The sequence below is a fragment of the Polaribacter cellanae genome (assembly GCF_017569185.1).
In the GTDB taxonomy this organism is placed as follows: Bacteria; Bacteroidota; Bacteroidia; order Flavobacteriales; family Flavobacteriaceae; genus Polaribacter; species Polaribacter cellanae.
The window spans coordinates 2,036,122-2,056,307 of sequence record NZ_CP071869.1; the positions used below are offsets into that span (position 1 = coordinate 2,036,122).

A 20,186-nucleotide genomic window follows, 5' to 3' on the forward strand; every position below is an offset into this window, starting at 1 on the left:
GAAATTAATGTTTAATTTTTCAATCAAAAAAAATACCCATAATAAAAAAGTTTAAGTTCTGATTTTTTTATAGAAAACACTGTAAATCAAATATAAAAATACACTCCAAAACACTAAAATTATAATATGACTTAGAAGGGAGACTCCTTGTATATAAATAAGTCTTTGGTACATAAAAAACTGCATTACAGCGAACAAAAACCAGTTTACATACCTAAACGTATAGGCTCCTTTTTTGTTTTTTGAGATTCTCTTTAGATAAATCCAAATACCGCTTGCTGTCAAATAGGTAATCATCAAACCAAAAACAAACCAAATTGCTTTTGTAAAAAGACCACCAAAATGTCCAAAATGAATGGGATCTATCATATTATTAATAGTCTTTAGTGTATTGGTTTCAGTTGCTTTTTGCACATACAACAATGTATCTGTTTCTGTGTCTATCACCACTCTATTTGCCCTGTACCTTACCATTGGCATATCAGATTTGCCTCTTACTTCTATAATAGGTTTTGTATTATCATTAGAAATCACAAAAGAGCCAAATGTAAAATTTGGTATTTCTTTTTTAGCAATATTTAAAACACTGTCATAATCTAAAGAATAGGAAAAGTTTTTGGTCGTGTGTGTTTTTGAGGGTATTACTTCAATCTTTTTATCACCAATAAAATTGGAGATAGAAAACAAATCTACCCTTTCAGAAAAATACCAAATTCCTGTTATAGAAAATAATAGAACAAAAGGAATAGACCATAAACCAAAAGTTTTATGTAAATTTTTATGATATGCTAAGGTGTTATTTTTTTTTCCTAAATTCAAAAAATGCTTTTTCTTTTTTCGCATAAATTTCCAGCCACTTATCAAGGACCCCAAAAGCAAAAATGCAAAGGACAAAACTAAAAAATGCCCAATCTGAAAAGGAATAAATAGGTAGTAATGTAAATCTCTAAAAAAACGCTGAATTGTTGTAGCAGCAGCACCTTGTAGTTTTCCTGTATACTGGTTTGCAAAAAGAAATAGTCTTTTGCCCCCTTTTTGTTCTAAATAAATAATATCACACAAATAATCTTCGTGAGACTTCATCCAAAAAGTAATATTCCCCTCTGGATATTGTGTTTTTATTTGCTGTAAAATATCGTTTTTAGACGCCAATTTTTCTTGAGGTACAGCTCTCATTTCCGGATTAAACAACCAATCTAATTCGTGACTAAAAACAGCTATTGTACCAGAAAAGCATACTATAAAAAATAGCATACACAACTGAACTCCTATCCAACTATGAATAGAAAAATAATCTTTCTTTTTCAGTTTTTTCATTTAAAACGTATACGAAACTGTCGTTATTAAGTTTCTTGTTTGCCCCGGGAAAGCTCTCAAAAAATCGTATCCTCCGACCCAGTGAATTTCGTTAAATATATTATTTACGTTTAATTGAATTTGAAATTTACCCACATTGTAATATAAAGCCGTATTTACCAAGCCATAAGATGGGAAAATGGGCACTAATTTTGGGTCTCTAACGATAGAACCTAATCTACGAGATACATAATCATATCCCAAGCCAAATCCTAAGCCTTTATACCTTCCGTTATTTATAGTGTATTTAGACCAAAAGTTAAAAGCGTGTTTTGGTGCATTTGGTTTTTGATTTCCAAATTTTAATACATCAGCATCACTTGCAGAAACTATAAAAGCATGGTTATAAGCATAGTTTAAAATCACACTCCAATTGGGCATCACTTTTCCATATACATCTAATTCTATGCCTTTAGATTTATCTTTACCTAGCTGCACCAATCTATCTGGGTTACTAACGTCATTGGCGTTTAGCAATGCTCCTCTTTGTGTCAAATCATACAATGCTAAAGTGGCACTTAATTTTCTATGAAACCATTCTGTTTTTACACCTACCTCAAACAACTCACTGGTCAGAGGGTCAAAAGGACCACCAACATTTGGGTTGCTCACTTGTGTTGCGCTTTGTGGTTGATAACCTCTCACCCAAGTACCATAAATATTTATATTTTTATTGGCTTTATAAACCAAACCTAATCTTGGTAAAAAGGATTGTTGTTCTACAATCTTCTCTTTTTCTGTTTTATAATTTATGAAATCCGAAAAATAATCTTGACGTAATCCTAGCAATACATCAAACTTATCGTTTATTGAAGTTTGGTTTTGGATATAAATACCTTTGCTGGATTGTAGAAACTGTGGAAATTGCCTAATTTGATATACATAATTACTCCTATCCCTAATACCATTTGCTGTTGGAGACATTAGGTCAAAATGTGCCACATTAGTAACAGGGTTTCCGTCTGAATCTAATACATAATTATTTTTGTTTGCTATCTTAAACGAATTGGTCGCTGTTCCGTTTTTTAGTAAATATGCACGTGCTTCTCTTTGAGAACCTCCTGCTTGTAATTCTTGTTGGAAATAATCGAAACCAACCAATAAGGTGTTTTTAGTATTCCCTACACTGTATTTATAATTAAAATAATTCGTGAAATTTTGGTTGTTCCAAGAGCGTTTTCTTTCAAAAACTCGCATGGCAACTTTAGAAATATCAAAAGAACCATCCCCTAAAGCAGCAAAAGAATTGGCGGTTCTGTGTTCTAACAAATCTTCATCGTAACTAGAGTTCAAGTAAATACTATTAAAACTTAAATCTTCTGTAAATTTATGTTGAAAAGATAAGGTCACGTTTAAATTAAATTCATTTAAAAAATCATTAACCGCACTTAATGATTTTGTGACAGGTACAGAGTATAAATCTCCATTGCCAAAAACAGCTTGCCCTCTATCCAATCTTCCTTTAGAATCTTGGTAAACCACATCTAAATTTAACCTAGTATTGTCATTAGGTAAAAATGAAAAGGAAGGGGCAACTACTAAATTTTTAGAAAACTGCAAATCTCTAAAGCCATCAGAATTTTCGTAGCCTATATTCAATCTATATAAAAGTTTGTCTGCATCATCCATTGGCCCTGTGAAATCAGATAAAATTCTAAATGTATTAAAACTACCCACACTAGAGCTTATAGATTTTTTTTCTGTAAAAAGCGGTTTTTTTGTGACGCTGTTTATAACACCCCCAGGAGAAGCATTTCCAAAAAGTGCAGATGCGGGTCCTTTAATAACTTCTACTTTTTCTATATGTGGTATCAATTGTTGCTTCCAAAAACTAGTCATTATTCGCATACCATTTAGCATCATACTAGAGTTTCTTTGTCCCGAAACTCTATGCCCTCTTATTACCAAATCGTTATAAAAAGAATGTTGGTTTACACCACTTATATTTTTTACAACGTCGTTTAGACGATACCCTGCTTGATCCAAAACCACCTCTTTGGTAACATAGCCAACAGATTGTGGCAAGTCTTTTAAGTTGATGGCAGATTTAGTGCCCGAAAAAGATTTGGTGTTTTTATAACTTTGTTCTTTTCTACCAATAATTTCTACTTCTTGTAAACGTTCATTTTGTTCGCTTAAAATAAAATTTATTGTTATTGTACTGTCATTAACAATTATATTTTTTGTTGATGATTCGAAACCAACATAGCTAACTGTAATCTTATAAGTGCCATTTTTAATATTTTTAAATTCAAAAGCACCATTTCTGTCTGTACTTATTCCCTTATTTAATTTTTTGATAAAGACAGTTGCTCCTTCTAAAGCAATCTCATTACTATCTTTTACTACGCCTTTTATATTAGTCGTTTGTGCATAAATATTCGCTGCAAATAGTGTGCAAAAAACTAAAATATATTGTTTGTTTAATAGTCTCATTGATTAAATTTTCGTGCAAAAATATCATTATTTATATTAAGTCTGAATAAAAATAATGTTTATTTACTAAAAAAAAGCACCTTAATTTTTTAAGGTACTTATAATCAAAAGTATATAAAACTAAGATTTTAATCTTGCCATTCTGCAATAAATAAGTTGGTATCTCTACCTCCTCCATTATTTCTATTCGAAGAAAAAATTAATTTTTTTCCGTCGTTAGAAAATACTGGAAATGCATCAAAAGTTTCTCCATGCGTTACTCTTTCCAAATTTTTACCATCTAAATCTATCATATATAAATTAAAAGGAAATCCTCTTTCTGCTTCAAAATTAGATGAGAATAAAACCTTTTTTCCTGAAGGATGAAAAAACGGGCTCCAATTTGCGTTTCCTAAATCTGTTAATTGACGCAATTCAGAACCATCTGCGTTACAAATATAAAGTTCCATTTCTGTAGGCTCTACCAAACCTTCTGCCAATAAATCTTTGTATGCTTTTATGTCTTCTGGTGTTTTTGGTCTAGATGAACGGAAAATAATTTTTGTTCCATCTGGAGAGAAAAATGCGCCTCCATCATAACCTAATTCGTTTGTAATTTGTTTTACGTCAGAACCATCGATATTCATCGTATATAATTCTAAATCGCCACTTCTGGTAGATGTAAATACAATTTTATCTCCTTTTGGAGACACTGTTGGTTCTGCATCGTACCCTTTTTCATTCGTTAATTGTTTTACGATATTTCCTTGTAAATCTGCCACAAAAATGTCGAAACTATCGTACACTGGCCAAATGTATTTTCCATTTTTACGTAAAGGAACTTCTGGGCAATTTTTATCCATTAAATGTGTAGATGCATAAATAATGTGTTTGTTATCTGGCAAAAAATAAGAACAAGTTGTTCGTCCTTTTCCTGTGGAAACCATTGGAGGTATTTTGTTTTTAAATGTTTCGGTTGCATTCATTAAAAACATCTGATCGCAGTTTACGCCCCATTTTTTATAATTAGATTGAAAAACCAGTTGCTTATCGTCGAAACTCCAGTAGGCTTCTGCATTGTCGCCACCAAATGTAATTTGTTTTATGCTTTTAAAATGCACTTCTTCTGGATAAATTAGGGAGTCGTTTGCATGAACTCTTTCTACTGATTTTGTTTCTATGGATTTCTTTTCATTTTTACAAGAAACCACTAACAACGTAAATACAATTAGGTAAACAACTCTCATTTTCTGTTTTATTAATTAACTTTGCAAAAATAATATTTATCGTCATGAGAAACATTCTATTTCTAATTTTTTTATGCTTTTTAATTTCTTGTAAACCAGAAGTCAACCAAGAAAATCGAATGAAAGAAGATGTAAGTTTTTTGGCTTCGGATGCATTAGAAGGAAGACAAACAGGAACCGAAGGCGAAAAAAAAGCGGCTAAATATATTGCTGAACGCTTTAAAGAACTAGACTTACAACCAAAAGGAACACAAGAATATTTACAACCTTTTACGTTTAAACCAAAGACGAACCCTCATGAGGAAGTGAAGTTCGATGTAAATGGCGATGGTACAATTACTGGAAATAATATTTTAGGTTTTATTGATAATAAAGCAAAAAATACCATAATTATTGGTGCTCATTACGATCATTTAGGTTTTGGTGGCGAAGGTTCTTTGTACAGAGATTCTATAAAAGCCATTCATAATGGTGCAGATGACAATGCTTCTGGTGTTGCTATTATGCTAAATTTAGCTTCAAAATTGAAAAAGAAAAATACCAACAATAATTATTTATTTATGGCTTTTTCTGGTGAAGAAATGGGGCTTTTAGGTTCTAATTATTTTGTAAAGAATCCTACAATCGACACTAAAAACGTAGCTTATATGATTAATATGGATATGGTTGGTCGTTTGAAAAAAGATAGTGCTTTGGCTGTTTATGGCACAGGAACTTCGCCAATTTTTAAGCAAGTTTTAAAATCTCATAACGATAATTTTAAATTAATTCAGCAAGAATCTGGTATTGGACCAAGTGATCATACTTCTTTTTATTTGGCAGATATTCCTGTATTGCATTTTTTTACGGGTCAGCATGAAGATTATCATAAACCTGGAGACGATTCCGAAAAACTGAATTACGAAGGCATGTATTTAATTGCTGATTATATTTTTAATTTAATTACAGATTTAGATGATAATGGAAAACTAGCTTTTAGAAAAACAAAAAACGAAAGTGAAGATTCTCCTCGTTTTAAAGTTGGTTTGGGTGTAATACCCGATTATATGTTCGATGGAAAGGGAATGCGAATCGATGGAATTTCCGAAGACAAACCCGCACAAAAAGCAGGTTTACAAAAGGGAGATATTGTTATAAAATTGGGCGATAGTTTGGTAACAAACATGATGAGTTATATGCGAGCTTTATCTGTTTTTGAAAAAGGGAATAGCACAAAAGTAGTGGTTAAAAGAGGAGAAACTAAAATTGAAAAAGAAATTAATTTTTAATCTCATTCTAAATCTTTCCCAAAGGGAGGGACTTTAAAAAATAATTTCATTATTTTTTGTCAATTCGAGCATTGCAGAAATTAAAATGTATTTTAATTGAAAGTAGCTACGAAATAAATAGTGAAGTCGAGAAATTTTTTAAATACAGAGATTTCTCCACAAAGTCGAAATGGCATTCATAAAAAACTATGATAAAAACGAAGCAAGATTTCATCAACAAAATACATTTAATTGTTTCTGTTTGTATTGTAATTCCTGTTTCTTTTGTTTACGCATTTAATCCTTCTTCGCAATTCGATATTCAGCTACAAACCATAGACGAGCATAATTTCTTTAAAGCAATTATGGGTTTGTATTTGGGTTTTTCTGCACTTTGGCTTTTAGGTATTTTTAAAAACAACTATTTAAAAATTGCCATTCTTACCAACATCATTTTTATGTTAGGACTTGGTTTCGGACGCGTTTTAAGTTTATTTTTAGATGGAACTCCAACTTTTGGTTATATTTTAGGCACTTTTGCTGAATTATTTCTTGGGTTTTATGGAGTTTGGGTTTTGAATAAATTCTCAAAATCACTTTAAAAATCACAAGAAACTAAATATCTGCAAGGTTTTTGAAACCTTGTAGGAAAACACTAATTTTGCAAAAAAAAGTATATTACTTTGGTAAAAATAGGCAACATAGAATTACCCGATTTTCCACTTTTATTAGCACCAATGGAAGATGTTTCGGACCCTCCATTTAGAGCTTTGTGTAAAGAAAATGGAGCAGATGTTGTGTATACAGAATTTATTTCTTCGGAAGGTTTAATTAGAGACGCTGCAAAAAGCGTTATGAAATTAGACATTTATGAGAAAGAACGTCCTGTTGGCATTCAAATTTTTGGAGCCAATTTAGATTCGATGTTAAAAACAGTGGAAATTGTTGAGAAATCGAATCCAGATATTATTGATATCAACTTTGGTTGTCCTGTAAAAAAAGTAGTTTCTAAAGGTGCAGGAGCAGGTATTTTAAAAGACATCAATTTAATGGTTTCGCTTACAGAAGCCATGGTAAAACACACGAATTTACCAGTTACTGTAAAAACTCGTTTGGGTTGGGATCATGATTCTATAAGAATCGTAGAAGTTGCAGAACGTTTGCAAGATGTGGGTTGTGCAGCAATTTCTATTCATGGAAGAACGCGCGCGCAAATGTATAAGGGAGATGCAGATTGGAAACCCATTGCAAAAGTAAAAAACAACCAAAGAATGCACATTCCTGTTTTTGGAAATGGAGATATTACATCTCCAGAAAGAGCAATGGAAATGAGAGATTCTTATGGTTTAGATGGTGCTATGGTTGGTAGAGCTTCTATTGGTTATCCTTGGTTTTTTAATGAAGTAAAACATTATTTTAAAACTGGAGAACATTTGGCAAAACCTACAATTGCACAACGTGTAGAAATGGCAAGAAGACATTTACAAATGGCGATTGATTGGAAAGGACCTGTTTTGGGCGTTTTTGAAACGAGAAGACACTACACCAATTACTTTAAGGGAATTCCACATTTTAAAGAATATAGAATGAAAATGGTTACTTCAGACGATGCAAAAGATGTCTTTGCAGCTTTCGATGAAGTGGAAGCCAAATTTGGAAATGCAATTATTCCTGAACTATAATTTTATTTTTCAATAAACTCTTCAGAAATTCTACTACTTGCAATTTTTGCTGCTAAATAGCCTAAAACTGTAATGGTTAGTATTACAACAAATAAGTTCGAAAAACGAAATTCAACTGGATACGCCAAATCTGGTACAATCATAAAAAGTTCGAATTTTTTTTGAAGAAACACCAAAATTATAGCTAAAAAAAGACCAATACACATTCCAAAAAGGGTTAGCAAAAAACCTTGTAAAACAAATATTTTTTTAATTTCTTTTATGGAAGCCCCTAAACTTAGCAATGTTTTTAAGTTTTGTTTTTTATCGATAATCATCATAATAATCGCTCCAATAACATTAAATAAAGCAATAATTACTATTAATGTGAATATTAAATAGGAAACAAAATTCTCTGTATTAATCACTTTATAAAGCACTTCATTTAACTGCTCTTTCGTTTGTATTTTAAAATCTGATCCTAATTTTTCTTGCAAATTCTCTGCGACCAAATCTACTTTTTCTGAATTTTTTAATTTCAATTCTAAACCAGTAATTTCGTTTTCTTGAAATCTTAAAAGTTCTGATGCATCCTTAAAATCTACAAAAACAAACTTGCTTTCAAATTCTTCTGTGCCCATATAAATGCCTACAATTTGAGTTTCTAGTTTGTAGAAAGGGTTTCTTGGGTTTATAAAGCCAGTTCCAGGTTTTGGTAAGTTAATTGTTAATGGCGCTCCGTAATTTAATATTCCTAAAGAGAGTTTGTTGGATATTCCTCTACCAATTACAGCAGTATTTTTAAAGTCTCTCTGAAGCCATGTTCCTTGACTTAAAGAAGAATCTATTTGTGTGATTTTAGAATAATTATCGTCAACTCCTTTTATGTAAGCGATTTCATTTTTATCTTTATATTCTAAAAAAACACGTTCTTCTATTACTTTTGAGATAACTTCTATGGAAGAATTACCATCTAAAACCTGTTTTGTTTTAGCATCAAATAAAAAGGATTTTCCTTTCGTTGGCGTTATTTTAATATCTGGATCAGAAAAATCTAAAAAACTATAATTAAATGTTTTTAAACCAGAAAAGCCCGAAAGAATAATAAAAAGTGCAAACGAACCTACAATAACTCCAAAAGAAGCTATTATTGTAATAATATTTATGGCATTACTACTGGTTTTTGTAAATAAATATCTTTTAGCTATAAATAAAGGGAAACTCAAAGATTTTGCTTGCGCTTTATCTGACATTTTAAGGATTTAGATTTTTTTACGTTTTGGTAAAACATCAGGATTTTTAATAGGGTTTTCGTCTTCTCCTTTTAAAGATTTATCAATCTCTTCTATATAATCTAAAGTATCGTCACCAAAAAATAGTAATTCTGGCATTCTTCTTAATTGATTTCTGGTTCTTTTCGCCATTTCATGACGAATTAAAGGTGTATTAGATTGAATTCCTTCTACAATTTCATCTCTTTTTGCTGAAGGGAAAATACTTAAATATACTTTTGCAACTCCTAGGTCTGAAGTTACATGAACTTTAGAAACGGAAATAATTACTCCTTTCATACCATCCTGTGCTGCTTTTTGCAACACATCTACCAAGTCTTTTTGTAAGACTCCAGCTATTTTTCGCTGTCTGTTTGTTTCTTCCATAGTACAAATTTACAATATTTTAAAGAGTTTAACTCTTTGTTATAAAAACAAAAATCTCAAAGCATCTAATACTTTGAGATTTATAAAGTTAATTATTTGTATTCTTAATCTGCTAAGATAATCGCTTTGTTATCATTTAATTCTAAAGTACCAGAGTTTATGGCTAAGGTAATTATTTTATCATCATCAATTTGTTGTTCTAACTTGCCATGCAAATCGTCTAACACTAAATGGCCTTGAGAATGTACATGAATTTTAATAACACCTTCTTTTAAAACTGAAACGATTGGTGCGTGATTATCTAACATTTGAAATTCTCCATTTACACCTGGAACCGATACAGAATCTACTTCCGATGAAAATAAAATCGCCTCTGGCGTTACAATTTCTAAAAACATATTTATTTAGTTTGCAGTTCGCAGTTCGCAGTTCGCAGTCGCTGTTGACTATTTACTGAATACTGCCAACTATTTTTAAGCTTCCGCTAACATTTTTTCACCTGCATCAATCGCATCTTGGATAGATCCTCTTAAGTTAAATGCTGCTTCTGGATATTTATCTAACTCTCCACTCATAATCATATTAAATCCTTTAATAGTATCTTTAATATCAACTAAAACTCCAGGAATTCCTGTAAATTGTTCAGCTACGTGGAATGGTTGAGATAAGAAACGTTGTACACGTCTTGCTCTATGAACTACTAATTTATCTTCTTCAGATAATTCTTCCATACCTAAAATGGCAATAATATCTTGTAATTCTTTATATCTCTGTAAAATTTCTTTTACTGCTGTTGCTGTGTTATAGTGCTCGTCACCTAAAATTTCTGCAGATAAAATTCTTGAAGTAGAATCTAAAGGATCTACTGCAGGATAAATACCTAATTCTGCAATCTTACGAGACAATACTGTTGTTGCATCTAAATGCGCAAACGTTGTTGCTGGTGCAGGGTCTGTTAAATCATCTGCAGGCACGTAAACCGCTTGTACAGATGTAATAGAACCTTTCTTTGTTGATGTAATACGTTCTTGCATTGCACCCATTTCTGTTGCTAATGTTGGTTGGTAACCTACTGCAGAAGGCATACGCCCTAATAAAGCAGACACTTCTGAGCCTGCTTGTGTAAAACGGAAAATGTTATCTACGAAGAAAAGTACATCTTTTCCTTGTCCATCTCCAGCTCCATCTCTAAAATATTCTGCAATGGTTAAACCAGATAATGCAACACGTGCACGTGCTCCAGGTGGTTCGTTCATTTGCCCGAACACAAATGTTGCCTTAGAATCTATCATTCCAGGTTTGTCTACTTTAGATAAATCCCATCCTCCTTCTTCCATAGAATGCATAAAATCGTCTCCGTATTTTATAATTCCAGATTCTAACATTTCACGAAGTAAATCGTTTCCTTCACGAGTTCTTTCTCCAACTCCTGCAAATACAGATAAACCACCATGTCCTTTGGCAATATTATTAATTAATTCTTGAATTAATACAGTTTTACCTACACCTGCTCCTCCAAATAATCCAATTTTACCTCCTTTTGCATACGGCTCAATTAAATCGATTACTTTAATTCCAGTAAATAAAACTTCTGTAGAAACAGATAAGTCTTCAAATTTAGGTGCAGCTCTATGGATTGGTAAACCATCTTTACCTTCTTTCTTTAAATTTCCTAAACCATCAATAGCATCTCCAGTTACGTTAAACAAACGACCATAAATATCGTTTCCAATTGGCATTTGAATAGGGTTTCCTGTAGCAAGAACTTCAACACCTCTACTCAATCCATCAGTAGCATCCATTGCAATGGTTCTAACGGTATCTTCTCCAATATGTTGTTGTACTTCTAATACTAAAATTGAACCATCGGCTCTTTTAATTTCCAATGAATCGTAAATTTTAGGAAGCTCTGTATTTTCTGTATTGAATTCAACATCAATTACTGGCCCAATAATTTGAGAAACTTTTCCTGTTGTTGTAGACATTCTGTATCTAATTATAATTATTATTTATATTTTGAGATTTAGCATCTCATTTTCAGGATGCAAAGGTAATTCTTTTGTGTGTAATTAAAAAAGTTTTTAAATTAAAAAACAATCTTAATATAAAATAAAAAAGCCTCACCAAAAAGGTAAGGCTTTTCTAAAAAATTTATTTGAAGAATTATTTCTTATTTGTTACTTTAATAACAACTCTTCTGTTTTGAGCTCTACCAGCTCTTGTTTTGTTAGTTGCAACTGGTTCACCTTCTCCATAACCAACAGCTTCTAATCTTGTTGTTTCAATTCCTTGTTTTACTAAGTAATCTCTTACAGAAATTGCTCTTTTTTCTGATAACCTTAAGTTTAATGGTGCAGAACCAGAACTATCTGTATGACCTTCGATTACAAAAGTAGCTTTAGGATTGTTCTTCATTACTTTTACAGCTTCATTTAATTTAGCAGTAACTCCTGGTTTGAAAGAAGATTTACCTACATTAAAGAAAATAGCTTTTGCAACTTCTCCAATAGATTTTTCATCTTCTTTAGTAATTACTGGCTTAGGACATCCATTGTTAGATGCTGGACCTGCAACAGAAGGACATTTATCGTCTTTATCTAAAACACCATCACCATCAGTATCTGGCCAAGGGCATCCGTTGTTTGCAACTGGACCTGCTACGTTAGGACATTTGTCGTTTTTGTTAACCACTCCATCTCCATCAGAGTCAGGACAACCTTTGTTTGCTTTTGTTCCTTTATCGTTAGGACACATATCGTCTTTATCAGCAACACCATCTCCGTCAGAATCAGGACAACCGTTCATTGCAGCTAAACCTGCAACTTCTGGACAAGCATCATCAGAATCTTTGATTCCATCACCATCAGCATCAGGACAACCATTAAATTCTTTTAAACCTGCAACTTCTGGACAAGCATCATTTTTGTCATATACTCCATCTCCATCAGTATCTTTTCCTCCAAATTTAATTACTAAACCTAAAGTAGTTTGGTAGTGAGTTCCTACTTTATCAGCAAAACCTTTTTTTGTACCTGTTTGGAAGTTTAAACCTAAGTTATCGTTAAACCAAGTATTAAAACCAAAACCTGCATTTAACATACCTTCTCCACTTGAATCAACAGAAGTGTAGCCTCCACCTAAATACACATAAGGATCAAACCAACCAGTATCTCCAACTAAGTTGTTAACATCATACTTTACGATTGCATCTAATCCCCAGTATAGGAAATCTGAATCGTTCTTTGTAACAACAGTTTCAATCTTATTTAAAGATCCTGCTAATTGTAAAGAAAAACCTTTGTCTAAGTACTTGTCTACAGAAATTCTAGAGATAGAAGGTAAAACATTCCAATCGCTGTTCCCAAGTACATCTTTAACCTGAGTACTAAAGTTACTAGAACCATAGAAATCTACATTGTTTAATCCAAAACCTACAGCCCAAGGGTTGTTTTCATCTTGTGCATTTACGTTGCTAACTGTTACCAACGCAAATAGAGCTATCACAGCTAATTTTAATCGTTTCATTATCAAATTTTTAAATTAAAAGTTCGTTATTTTAATTGCAAAAGTAAGTTGTTAAAACTTATCTACAAAGACAAATCTACAAAATATTACTAATATTACAAGTTTTTTTAATAATTCTAAATAATATTTAAGCTTTTTCCTACTTTTTTAAAGGCATTAATTGCCTTATCTAAGTGTTCTTTTGTATGGGCAGCAGATAATTGCACACGTATTCTTGCTTTTTCTTTCGGAACCACTGGAAAAAAGAAACCAATTACATAAATACCTTCTTCTAATAACTTGTTTGCCATCGTTTGCGATAATTTTGCATCGTATAACATCACAGGTACAATTGCTGCATCTGCACCTACCAAATCGAAACCTGCTTTTTCCATTTCTATTCTAAAGTAGTTTGTATTCCATTCTAATTGATCACGTAAAGTGGTATCATTAGAAATAATATCGAAAACTTTTAAAGAAGCTCCAACAATTGCTGGTGCTAAGGAGTTTGAAAATAAATAGGGGCGAGAACGTTGGCGCAAAATTTCAATAATTTCCTTTTTACCTGTAGTGTAACCTCCCATTGCTCCACCTAATGCTTTTCCCAAAGTTCCTGTAACGATGTCTACTCTGTTCATTACATTTTTAAGTTCCACAGTTCCTCTTCCTGTTTTTCCTATAAAACCGGTTGCGTGACATTCGTCTACCATTACCAAAGCATCGTATTTATCTGCTAAATCGCAAATCTCGTCTAATTTAGCGACAATTCCATCCATAGAAAAAACACCATCTGTAACAATAATTTTAAAACGATGGTTTTGTTTGTTTGCTTCAATTAGCTGTTCTTCCAAAGATTGCATGTCGTTATTATTATAACGATATCTTGCAGATTTACACAAACGAACGCCATCTATAATAGAAGCGTGATTTAAACTATCAGAAATAATGGCATCGTCTTTTGTTAACAATGGCTCGAAAACCCCTCCATTTGCATCAAAGCATGCAGCATATAAAATCGTGTCTTCAGTTTTGTAAAAGTCTGCGATTTTTTCTTCCAATTGTTTGTGAATATCTTGCGTTCCGCAAATAAAACGAACAGAAGACATTCCAAATCCATGAGAATCTAAGGTATCTTTTGCAGCTTGAATTACGTCTGGGTTGTTAGACAATCCTAAATAATTATTCGCACAAAAGTTAATTACCTCTTCTCCTGTGGAAATTTTTATAACTGCATCTTGTGATGATGTAATAATTCTTTCAGATTTATATAAACCTGCATCTTTTATTTCTTGAAGCTCTTTATTTAAAGTATCTTTAATTTTTCCGTACATATTTTATCGATTTAAGAAATACAAAGTTACAAAGTTTATGTTCTTGCTCATACTTCAACAACATCAATTTTGTCATTAATATATATGAGTAGTTTTTTATCCACTTTAAAATGCATCGATTTTAAAACATTTTCGTAGTTTTTTAATTGTTGATGGTATTTCTCTGATGAAACTCCCGTTTTATAATCTATAATTGTAACATTATTATTTTTATTGAAAACCAAACGATCTGGAATTATAATTTGATTATCTGCAGTTACAATCTCTCTTTCATTAAAAACAGTAGCTTCGTTTGAATAATAAGCTCTTAATTTCGGGTGATTTACAACACTTGTAACTTTTTCTTTGATGAGTTTTGTTTGATTTTTATCTAAAATACCTTGTTGTTCGTAAGTGGTAACAACCTCTTCAACTTGCTTATTCGTTTTTATTTTAGAAAATATTTCGTGCAACAAATTTCCATAATCAATTGCTTCTCCTTGAACTGTATTCCATAATTTTGATGCACTCGCCAATAAAATAATTTTATGTTCATTCCAAGGGGTGGCTATAAATTTTTCGTAAATTTCTGCCACAGAATCTCTTTCTTCTTTACTACTAACTCTTTTTTTATCGCCAAAAGAATATTCTAATAACTTATCATTCCAAAGTGCTTTTTCTTTTAAATAATTAATAAAAAAACCTGAATAAAACTTTAAATCTTCTTCTTTATTTTTACCTACCAATTTTTTATCTGTAATTATATGCAGTTGTTCCACAGCTCTTGTTAACGCGACATACAATAAATTAAAATTATCTAATTCTAATGCTTCTCTTTGCAAATTAAAAATCTTTAAACCTGTTGCGTTTACATAACTTAAATCTCGATTATAAGGCACCAATAATTCTTGAAAATTGGTATAACTTTCAGGCAATTCGTCTAACCAAACTTTCGGGTTTATTTGTCGGTAAATATCTACATTACAAGGAAAAATAACAACTGGAAACTCTAAACCTTTCGATTTATGAATCGTCATTACCTGAACTGCGTTTGCGCTTTCTGGTGCAACTATACTCAACTTGTCTTTTTTTAGTTCCCAGAAATCTAAAAAATCTTGCACATTTGTGCCTTTTCTTTGTTGCTCTAAAGCAACGTCCAAGAAAAACTGTATGTACGCATCAGAGGAATTAACCAAATGAAATCTTCTTATAATTTCTTCAATTTTCTCGTAAAAAGGAAGTTGATGAAATGTAGAAACTTCAAACGAAACTCCGTATTTTTTTAAGGTTTGAAAAATGACTGTATTTGTAGATTTTGTAAAAGTTTTTAAAAATTGATGTTTGGGTTCTTCAATTTTTAAATGTTCGTGTAAAAAATACAGCATTTCGAAACGAGATTCTTCATCATTTGGGTGTTGTAGAACCTGTAAAACGTTTACAATAAAATTGACTTTTGCATCATTTTGAAGCAATAACGTTTCCGAAGAAATAATCTTTATTCCTTTTTCTGATAAATAATTCGCAACTGCAACTCCGTCTTTTTTGGTTCGTGTTAAAATGCAGATTTCATCTAAAGAAAAATCATTTTCAAGCTCTTTTATTGTATCAAAAACTTTCTTTGGATACTTTATTTTATCGTTTTCTTTATCCTCTTCTTTTTCTAAAAATGAAAGGGATACAAATCCGCCTTTTTTAGGATTTTCTTTTTGCTGATTTCCTTCAAAAAATAGTTTTTTATAAGCTTCATTTTGAAGAAATCTTGATGAATGTTGAAAAAACGAATTGTTAAAATCGATAATTTCTGAATAACTTCTAAAATTGGTTTCTAATTCTTTGATATCTTTTGGAATTTGAAACGGGTTTTTTCCATTTTCTATCTCTGAACCCAAGTTGATAAACTGTTCCGCTTTTCCTCCTCGCCATCTATAAATCGCTTGTTTTCCATCGCCCACCAACATTAAATTGCTATTTTCTTGCGCCAAAGCATTATCTATTAAAGGAATTAAATTTTGCCATTGCAACACAGAAGTATCTTGCATTTCGTCAATAAAATAATGCATAAAACGTTGCCCAATTCGTTCGTAAATAAAAGGCGCTGGTTGGTCTTTTATATTGTCGGAAATTAATTGGTTAAACTCTGCATTTAAACGAATGTTATTTTCTTCTTTTATAGCATCTAATTCCGAATTTATATTATTTAAAACCGCTAATGGAATAATACTTTTTAATGCCAATTTATTCATTAAAAATTGCTGATAAATTTCTTGTGCCTCACGAAAAAAACTTACAATTTGTGGTACAATTGCATCAATAGAATTAGAAATCTCTGGTTTTGCTGTTTTTGTATAATATTGATTATTTACAATTGCCTTTTCAATGGTTTCGCTTCTTTTTATAAAATCGATATTTACGGATTTTTCACTTAAATCTGCAAAGAATTTAGGTACAGTTCCGCGCATAAAATCTTTTGGCCCTAAACCAGCGGAACTGATTAGATTCGTACAATTTTCTCCAACTTCTTTTAGCGATTTTTTTAATTCTTTTTGATGTGTAAAAAGCTTCGATTTTAAATTCGTAAAATCGTCTAATTTTTTATCGGCTAACTTTCTAAAGTGTTTGTTATCCTCTTCATTTAAAAGAATTCTAGCAAAATCATTTAAATCTCTGGAAATATCCCAAGACTTATCATCATCGGTTTTATCAAGCGAATAATCTATTAATAATTTTGTTAGTTTTTTATCTGTTCCAATTTTAGAAATTAATAAATCTACAGCTTCATTTAACAAAGAAAGCGCATCCATCTCTACTTCAAAATTAAGAGACAGCCCTAAATCGTATGCAAAATTCTTAATTATTTTATGTGTAAAACTATCAATCGTAGTAATTGAAAAAGCGGCATAATTTTGCAGAATTGCATCTAAAATTTTCTTACTTTTTTCTTGAACTGTGGCTTTATCAACCGAAATTTCTTCAATAATTATTTTAAATAAATCGTTTTCTTTTCCTTCAGAAAAATCTTCTAAGTTTTCTAAAATACGGGTTTTCATTTCACCAGCGGCTTTGTTGGTAAATGTAATTGCGAGTATTTTCTGAAAACGAAAAATATCCTCGGAATTTAGTAATATTTTTAGGTATTCTTTTACGAGTGTAAAGGTTTTTCCACTTCCTGCAGAAGCGTTGTAAACTTGAAAAGTTGATGGATTTTGCACAAATAATTTTATTGCAAAATACAAAAATTAAGAGATCAAATAAATTTTATTATCTGATTTGTATGTGTTCTATTTTCAATTTTTAGGGTTTAAGTAAATTTGGTTAGTAAATTCTACAAATAGAATAAATTTCTTCTTAGTAAAGTATTTAACGTTAATAATAGAAAAAATTACTTAGATTTCGGCTTTCTTTATTTTAGAATATTTCAGAAAACTCAATATTGAAATCAAAAACAAAAAAAAACCTTATCTAAGTTATAAATAAGGTTCATTTCCTCTCATAAATACGATAAGAATAATTGAACAGATTATTCCGGTTGTTAAATAACTATTTTTTATTCGTTTTTTAAAATTTTAACAGATTTCGTTTCGCAATGAATGCCAACAATAATTAACTAAAAATCCTCCAAATTTGGGCGACTAAAAAAGTAACTATAAAGCCTGCAATAACAGGTAAAATAGATGCAACTGCCGTCCATTTTACACTCTTGGTTTCTTTATAAATGGTATAAATTGTGGTGCTACAAGGGTTATGTAATAAACTAAATAACATTACATTTACTGCTGTTAAAAGCGTCCAACCTCCTTCTCTTAATAAAGTAGAAGTTGCAGAAGCAGAATCTAACTCAAACATAACACCAGCACCAGCTCCTGTTGCACCAGTTACCATAACTGTTAGCATTAAAATTGTTGGAATTACAATTTCATTTGCAGGAATTGCAACAATATAAGCTAATAAAATTACGCCATTTAAACCTAATAAAAATCCAAATCCATCAAAAGAATTAATTAAATGTAAAGCAATACTTTCATTACCAATAAAAACATTAGAAATTAGCCAAATTACAGCTCCTGCAGGCGCCGCAAAAACAATTGCACGCCATAAAACAATCAACGTTCTATCTATTAAAGAAGTGTAAATTGTTTTCCAGAAAAGTGGCGTTCTATAAGGTGGCAATTCTAAATTAAACGTTGAAACTTCTCCTTTTAAAATGGTTTTAGACAGCGCCCAAGAAAAGAAAAACATAAAAAATATTCCTAAGACTGCGATTGCTACAACTGCTGCTAAAGAAACGAAACTGGAGTAAGTAGAGGGTACAACTGCACCAATAAAAATTGTTGCTAACAGAATTTGTGTTGGCCAGCGACCGTTACATAAAGAAAAATTATTGGTAATTATTGCAATTAATCTTTCTCTGGGGCTATCTATAATTCTTGTTGCAACTACACCTGCAGCGTTGCAACCAAAACCCATAGTCATAGTTAATGCTTGCTTTCCATGAGCGCCCGATTTTTTAAAAAGTGAATCCATATTAAATGCAACTCTTGGTAAATAACCAAAATCTTCTAAAAGTGTAAAAAGCGGGAAAAAGATTGCCATTGGTGGTAACATTACTGCAATTACCCAAGCAACAGCTAAATAAACGCCATCAATTAAAAAACCAGATAACCACCATGGAAAATTCCAAGAATTTGCACCTTCTTTTAAAAACGGATGAATGGTGTCTAACAACAAGCCAGACAACATAGATGATGGGTAATTTGCGCCAATGATTGTTAGCCAAAGTACCAAGCCTAAAAGCAACAACATAATAGGAAAGCCCCAAATTTTACTGGTAACTATTTGATCTATTTTTGCATTTAAATAAAAAGCGCCTTTTTTATTGTCTTTTACAACCGTTTTTTCGACAATTTTAGCAGCATCTGCATAAATTGCTTCGGTTATATTATCATGAAAATCATCGCCAATTTGCCAGCGTAATTCATTAGATAATGCGATTATTTTATCTATATTTTTTGTTTCCATTTTTAAAAATTAAATAAAAACACCTGTTTTTAAAGCATCTAAAATATGGGTATCTCCTTCTAAAACTCGAAAAGCTAACCATCTACTATTTACAACATTTGGGTATTCTTCTTTTATAGCATCACTTAACTTTTGCACAGCTCCTTCTACATGTTTAGGGATGTTTTTTATTTTATGTGGTTTACACACTATTTTTCCGTTTGCTAAATCGCTAATTGTTTTAATTAATTCTGGAATTCCTTCTTGAGACCTTGCACTTGTGGGTACAACTGGAATTCCTAACTCTTTCGATAAGCTTCTATAATCTATTTTTATGTTATTTTTTGTTGCTTCATCAATTAAATTAAGACATAAAATAGCATTTGTGGTAATTTCTAAAATTTGTAAAACCAAGTTTAAATTTCGTTCTAATCTGCTCGCATCTACAACAATAACCGTAATTGTTGGTGCTCCAAAAAGGATAAAATTTCGAGCAACTTCCTCATCTTCGGATCTTGACATTAAAGAATACGTTCCTGGTAAATCTATTAATTTATATTTTTGATTTTGATATTCAAATGCCCCTTCTGCTCTTGTTACTGTTTTCCCTGGCCAGTTTCCAGTATGTTGTCTTAAACCTGTTAATGCGTTAAAAACAGTGCTTTTTCCAGTATTTGGGTTTCCAGCCAAAGCAATTACAAAATCGATATTTGTGGTATTAACGCCTAATTTTTTTATCCCTTCTACATTAAAATGAACACACGTTTCGCAGTCGGATTTTATCGCTGTTTTC

13 protein-coding genes and 1 pseudogene are annotated in these 20,186 nt (G+C 31.4%); 3 read left to right on the top strand and 11 right to left on the bottom strand.

Features of this window, described 5'->3' with window-relative positions; all coding sequences use genetic code 11:
* Positions 1-51: 51 nt before the first annotated feature.
* From J3359_RS09000 to J3359_RS09010, 3 genes are all read right to left on the bottom strand, one after another.
* Positions 52-1,317, bottom strand: a complete 1,266-nt coding sequence (locus J3359_RS09000) for a PepSY-associated TM helix domain-containing protein (protein WP_208080353.1) — start codon at positions 1,315-1,317, stop codon at positions 52-54.
* Positions 1,318-3,792, bottom strand: coding sequence for a TonB-dependent receptor (locus J3359_RS09005; protein ID WP_208080354.1), 2,475 nt, complete (start codon positions 3,790-3,792; stop codon positions 1,318-1,320).
* A gap of 128 nt (positions 3,793-3,920) precedes the next feature.
* Positions 3,921-5,018, bottom strand: coding sequence for a TolB family protein (locus tag J3359_RS09010; RefSeq protein ID WP_208080355.1), 1,098 nt, complete (start codon positions 5,016-5,018; stop codon positions 3,921-3,923).
* Between the two features lie 44 nt (positions 5,019-5,062).
* Between J3359_RS09010 and J3359_RS09015 the strand changes: the two genes are divergently transcribed.
* From J3359_RS09015 to dusB, 3 genes are all read left to right on the top strand, one after another.
* Positions 5,063-6,286, top strand: a complete 1,224-nt coding sequence (locus tag J3359_RS09015; protein ID WP_208080356.1) for a M28 family peptidase — start codon at positions 5,063-5,065, stop codon at positions 6,284-6,286.
* 188 nt (positions 6,287-6,474) lie between these two features.
* On the top strand, positions 6,475-6,867 hold the full coding sequence (locus J3359_RS09020; RefSeq protein WP_208080357.1) for a DUF4345 domain-containing protein: 393 nt from the start codon (positions 6,475-6,477) through the stop codon (positions 6,865-6,867).
* An 81-nt stretch (positions 6,868-6,948) separates the two neighbouring features.
* Positions 6,949-7,947, top strand: a complete 999-nt coding sequence (gene dusB, locus J3359_RS09025; RefSeq protein WP_208080358.1) for a tRNA dihydrouridine synthase DusB — start codon at positions 6,949-6,951, stop codon at positions 7,945-7,947.
* A gap of 2 nt (positions 7,948-7,949) precedes the next feature.
* On the opposite strand, the gene J3359_RS09030 is transcribed toward dusB, so the two are convergent.
* From J3359_RS09030 to feoB, 8 genes and pseudogenes are all read right to left on the bottom strand, one after another.
* Positions 7,950-9,179: an ABC transporter permease gene (locus tag J3359_RS09030; protein WP_243766014.1), complete on the bottom strand. Its 1,230-nt coding sequence runs from the start codon at positions 9,177-9,179 to the stop codon at positions 7,950-7,952.
* Positions 9,180-9,188: 9 nt separating this feature from the next.
* Positions 9,189-9,584 carry a 30S ribosome-binding factor RbfA gene (gene rbfA, locus J3359_RS09035; RefSeq protein ID WP_208080359.1) on the bottom strand — a complete coding sequence of 132 codons (396 nt, stop codon included), beginning with the start codon at positions 9,582-9,584 and terminating at the stop codon, positions 9,189-9,191.
* 104 nt (positions 9,585-9,688) lie between these two features.
* On the bottom strand, positions 9,689-9,982 hold the full coding sequence (locus J3359_RS09040; protein ID WP_208080360.1) for a FoF1 ATP synthase subunit delta/epsilon: 294 nt from the start codon (positions 9,980-9,982) through the stop codon (positions 9,689-9,691).
* 75 nt (positions 9,983-10,057) lie between these two features.
* Entirely contained in the window at positions 10,058-11,569 is a 1,512-nt protein-coding gene (atpD, locus tag J3359_RS09045) for a F0F1 ATP synthase subunit beta (protein ID WP_208080361.1), read from the bottom strand.
* Between the two features lie 178 nt (positions 11,570-11,747).
* Positions 11,748-13,109, bottom strand: coding sequence for an OmpA family protein (locus tag J3359_RS09050; RefSeq protein WP_208080362.1), 1,362 nt, complete (start codon positions 13,107-13,109; stop codon positions 11,748-11,750).
* Between the two features lie 116 nt (positions 13,110-13,225).
* Complete coding sequence (gene kbl, locus J3359_RS09055; protein WP_208080363.1) at positions 13,226-14,419, bottom strand: glycine C-acetyltransferase; 1,194 nt, start codon at positions 14,417-14,419, stop codon at positions 13,226-13,228.
* 47 nt (positions 14,420-14,466) lie between these two features.
* Positions 14,467-17,607: a UvrD-helicase domain-containing protein gene (locus J3359_RS09060; protein ID WP_208080364.1), complete on the bottom strand. Its 3,141-nt coding sequence runs from the start codon at positions 17,605-17,607 to the stop codon at positions 14,467-14,469.
* A 391-nt stretch (positions 17,608-17,998) separates the two neighbouring features.
* Positions 17,999-20,176: pseudogene (gene feoB / locus J3359_RS09065) on the bottom strand (ferrous iron transport protein B).
* Positions 20,177-20,186 lie beyond the last annotated feature (10 nt).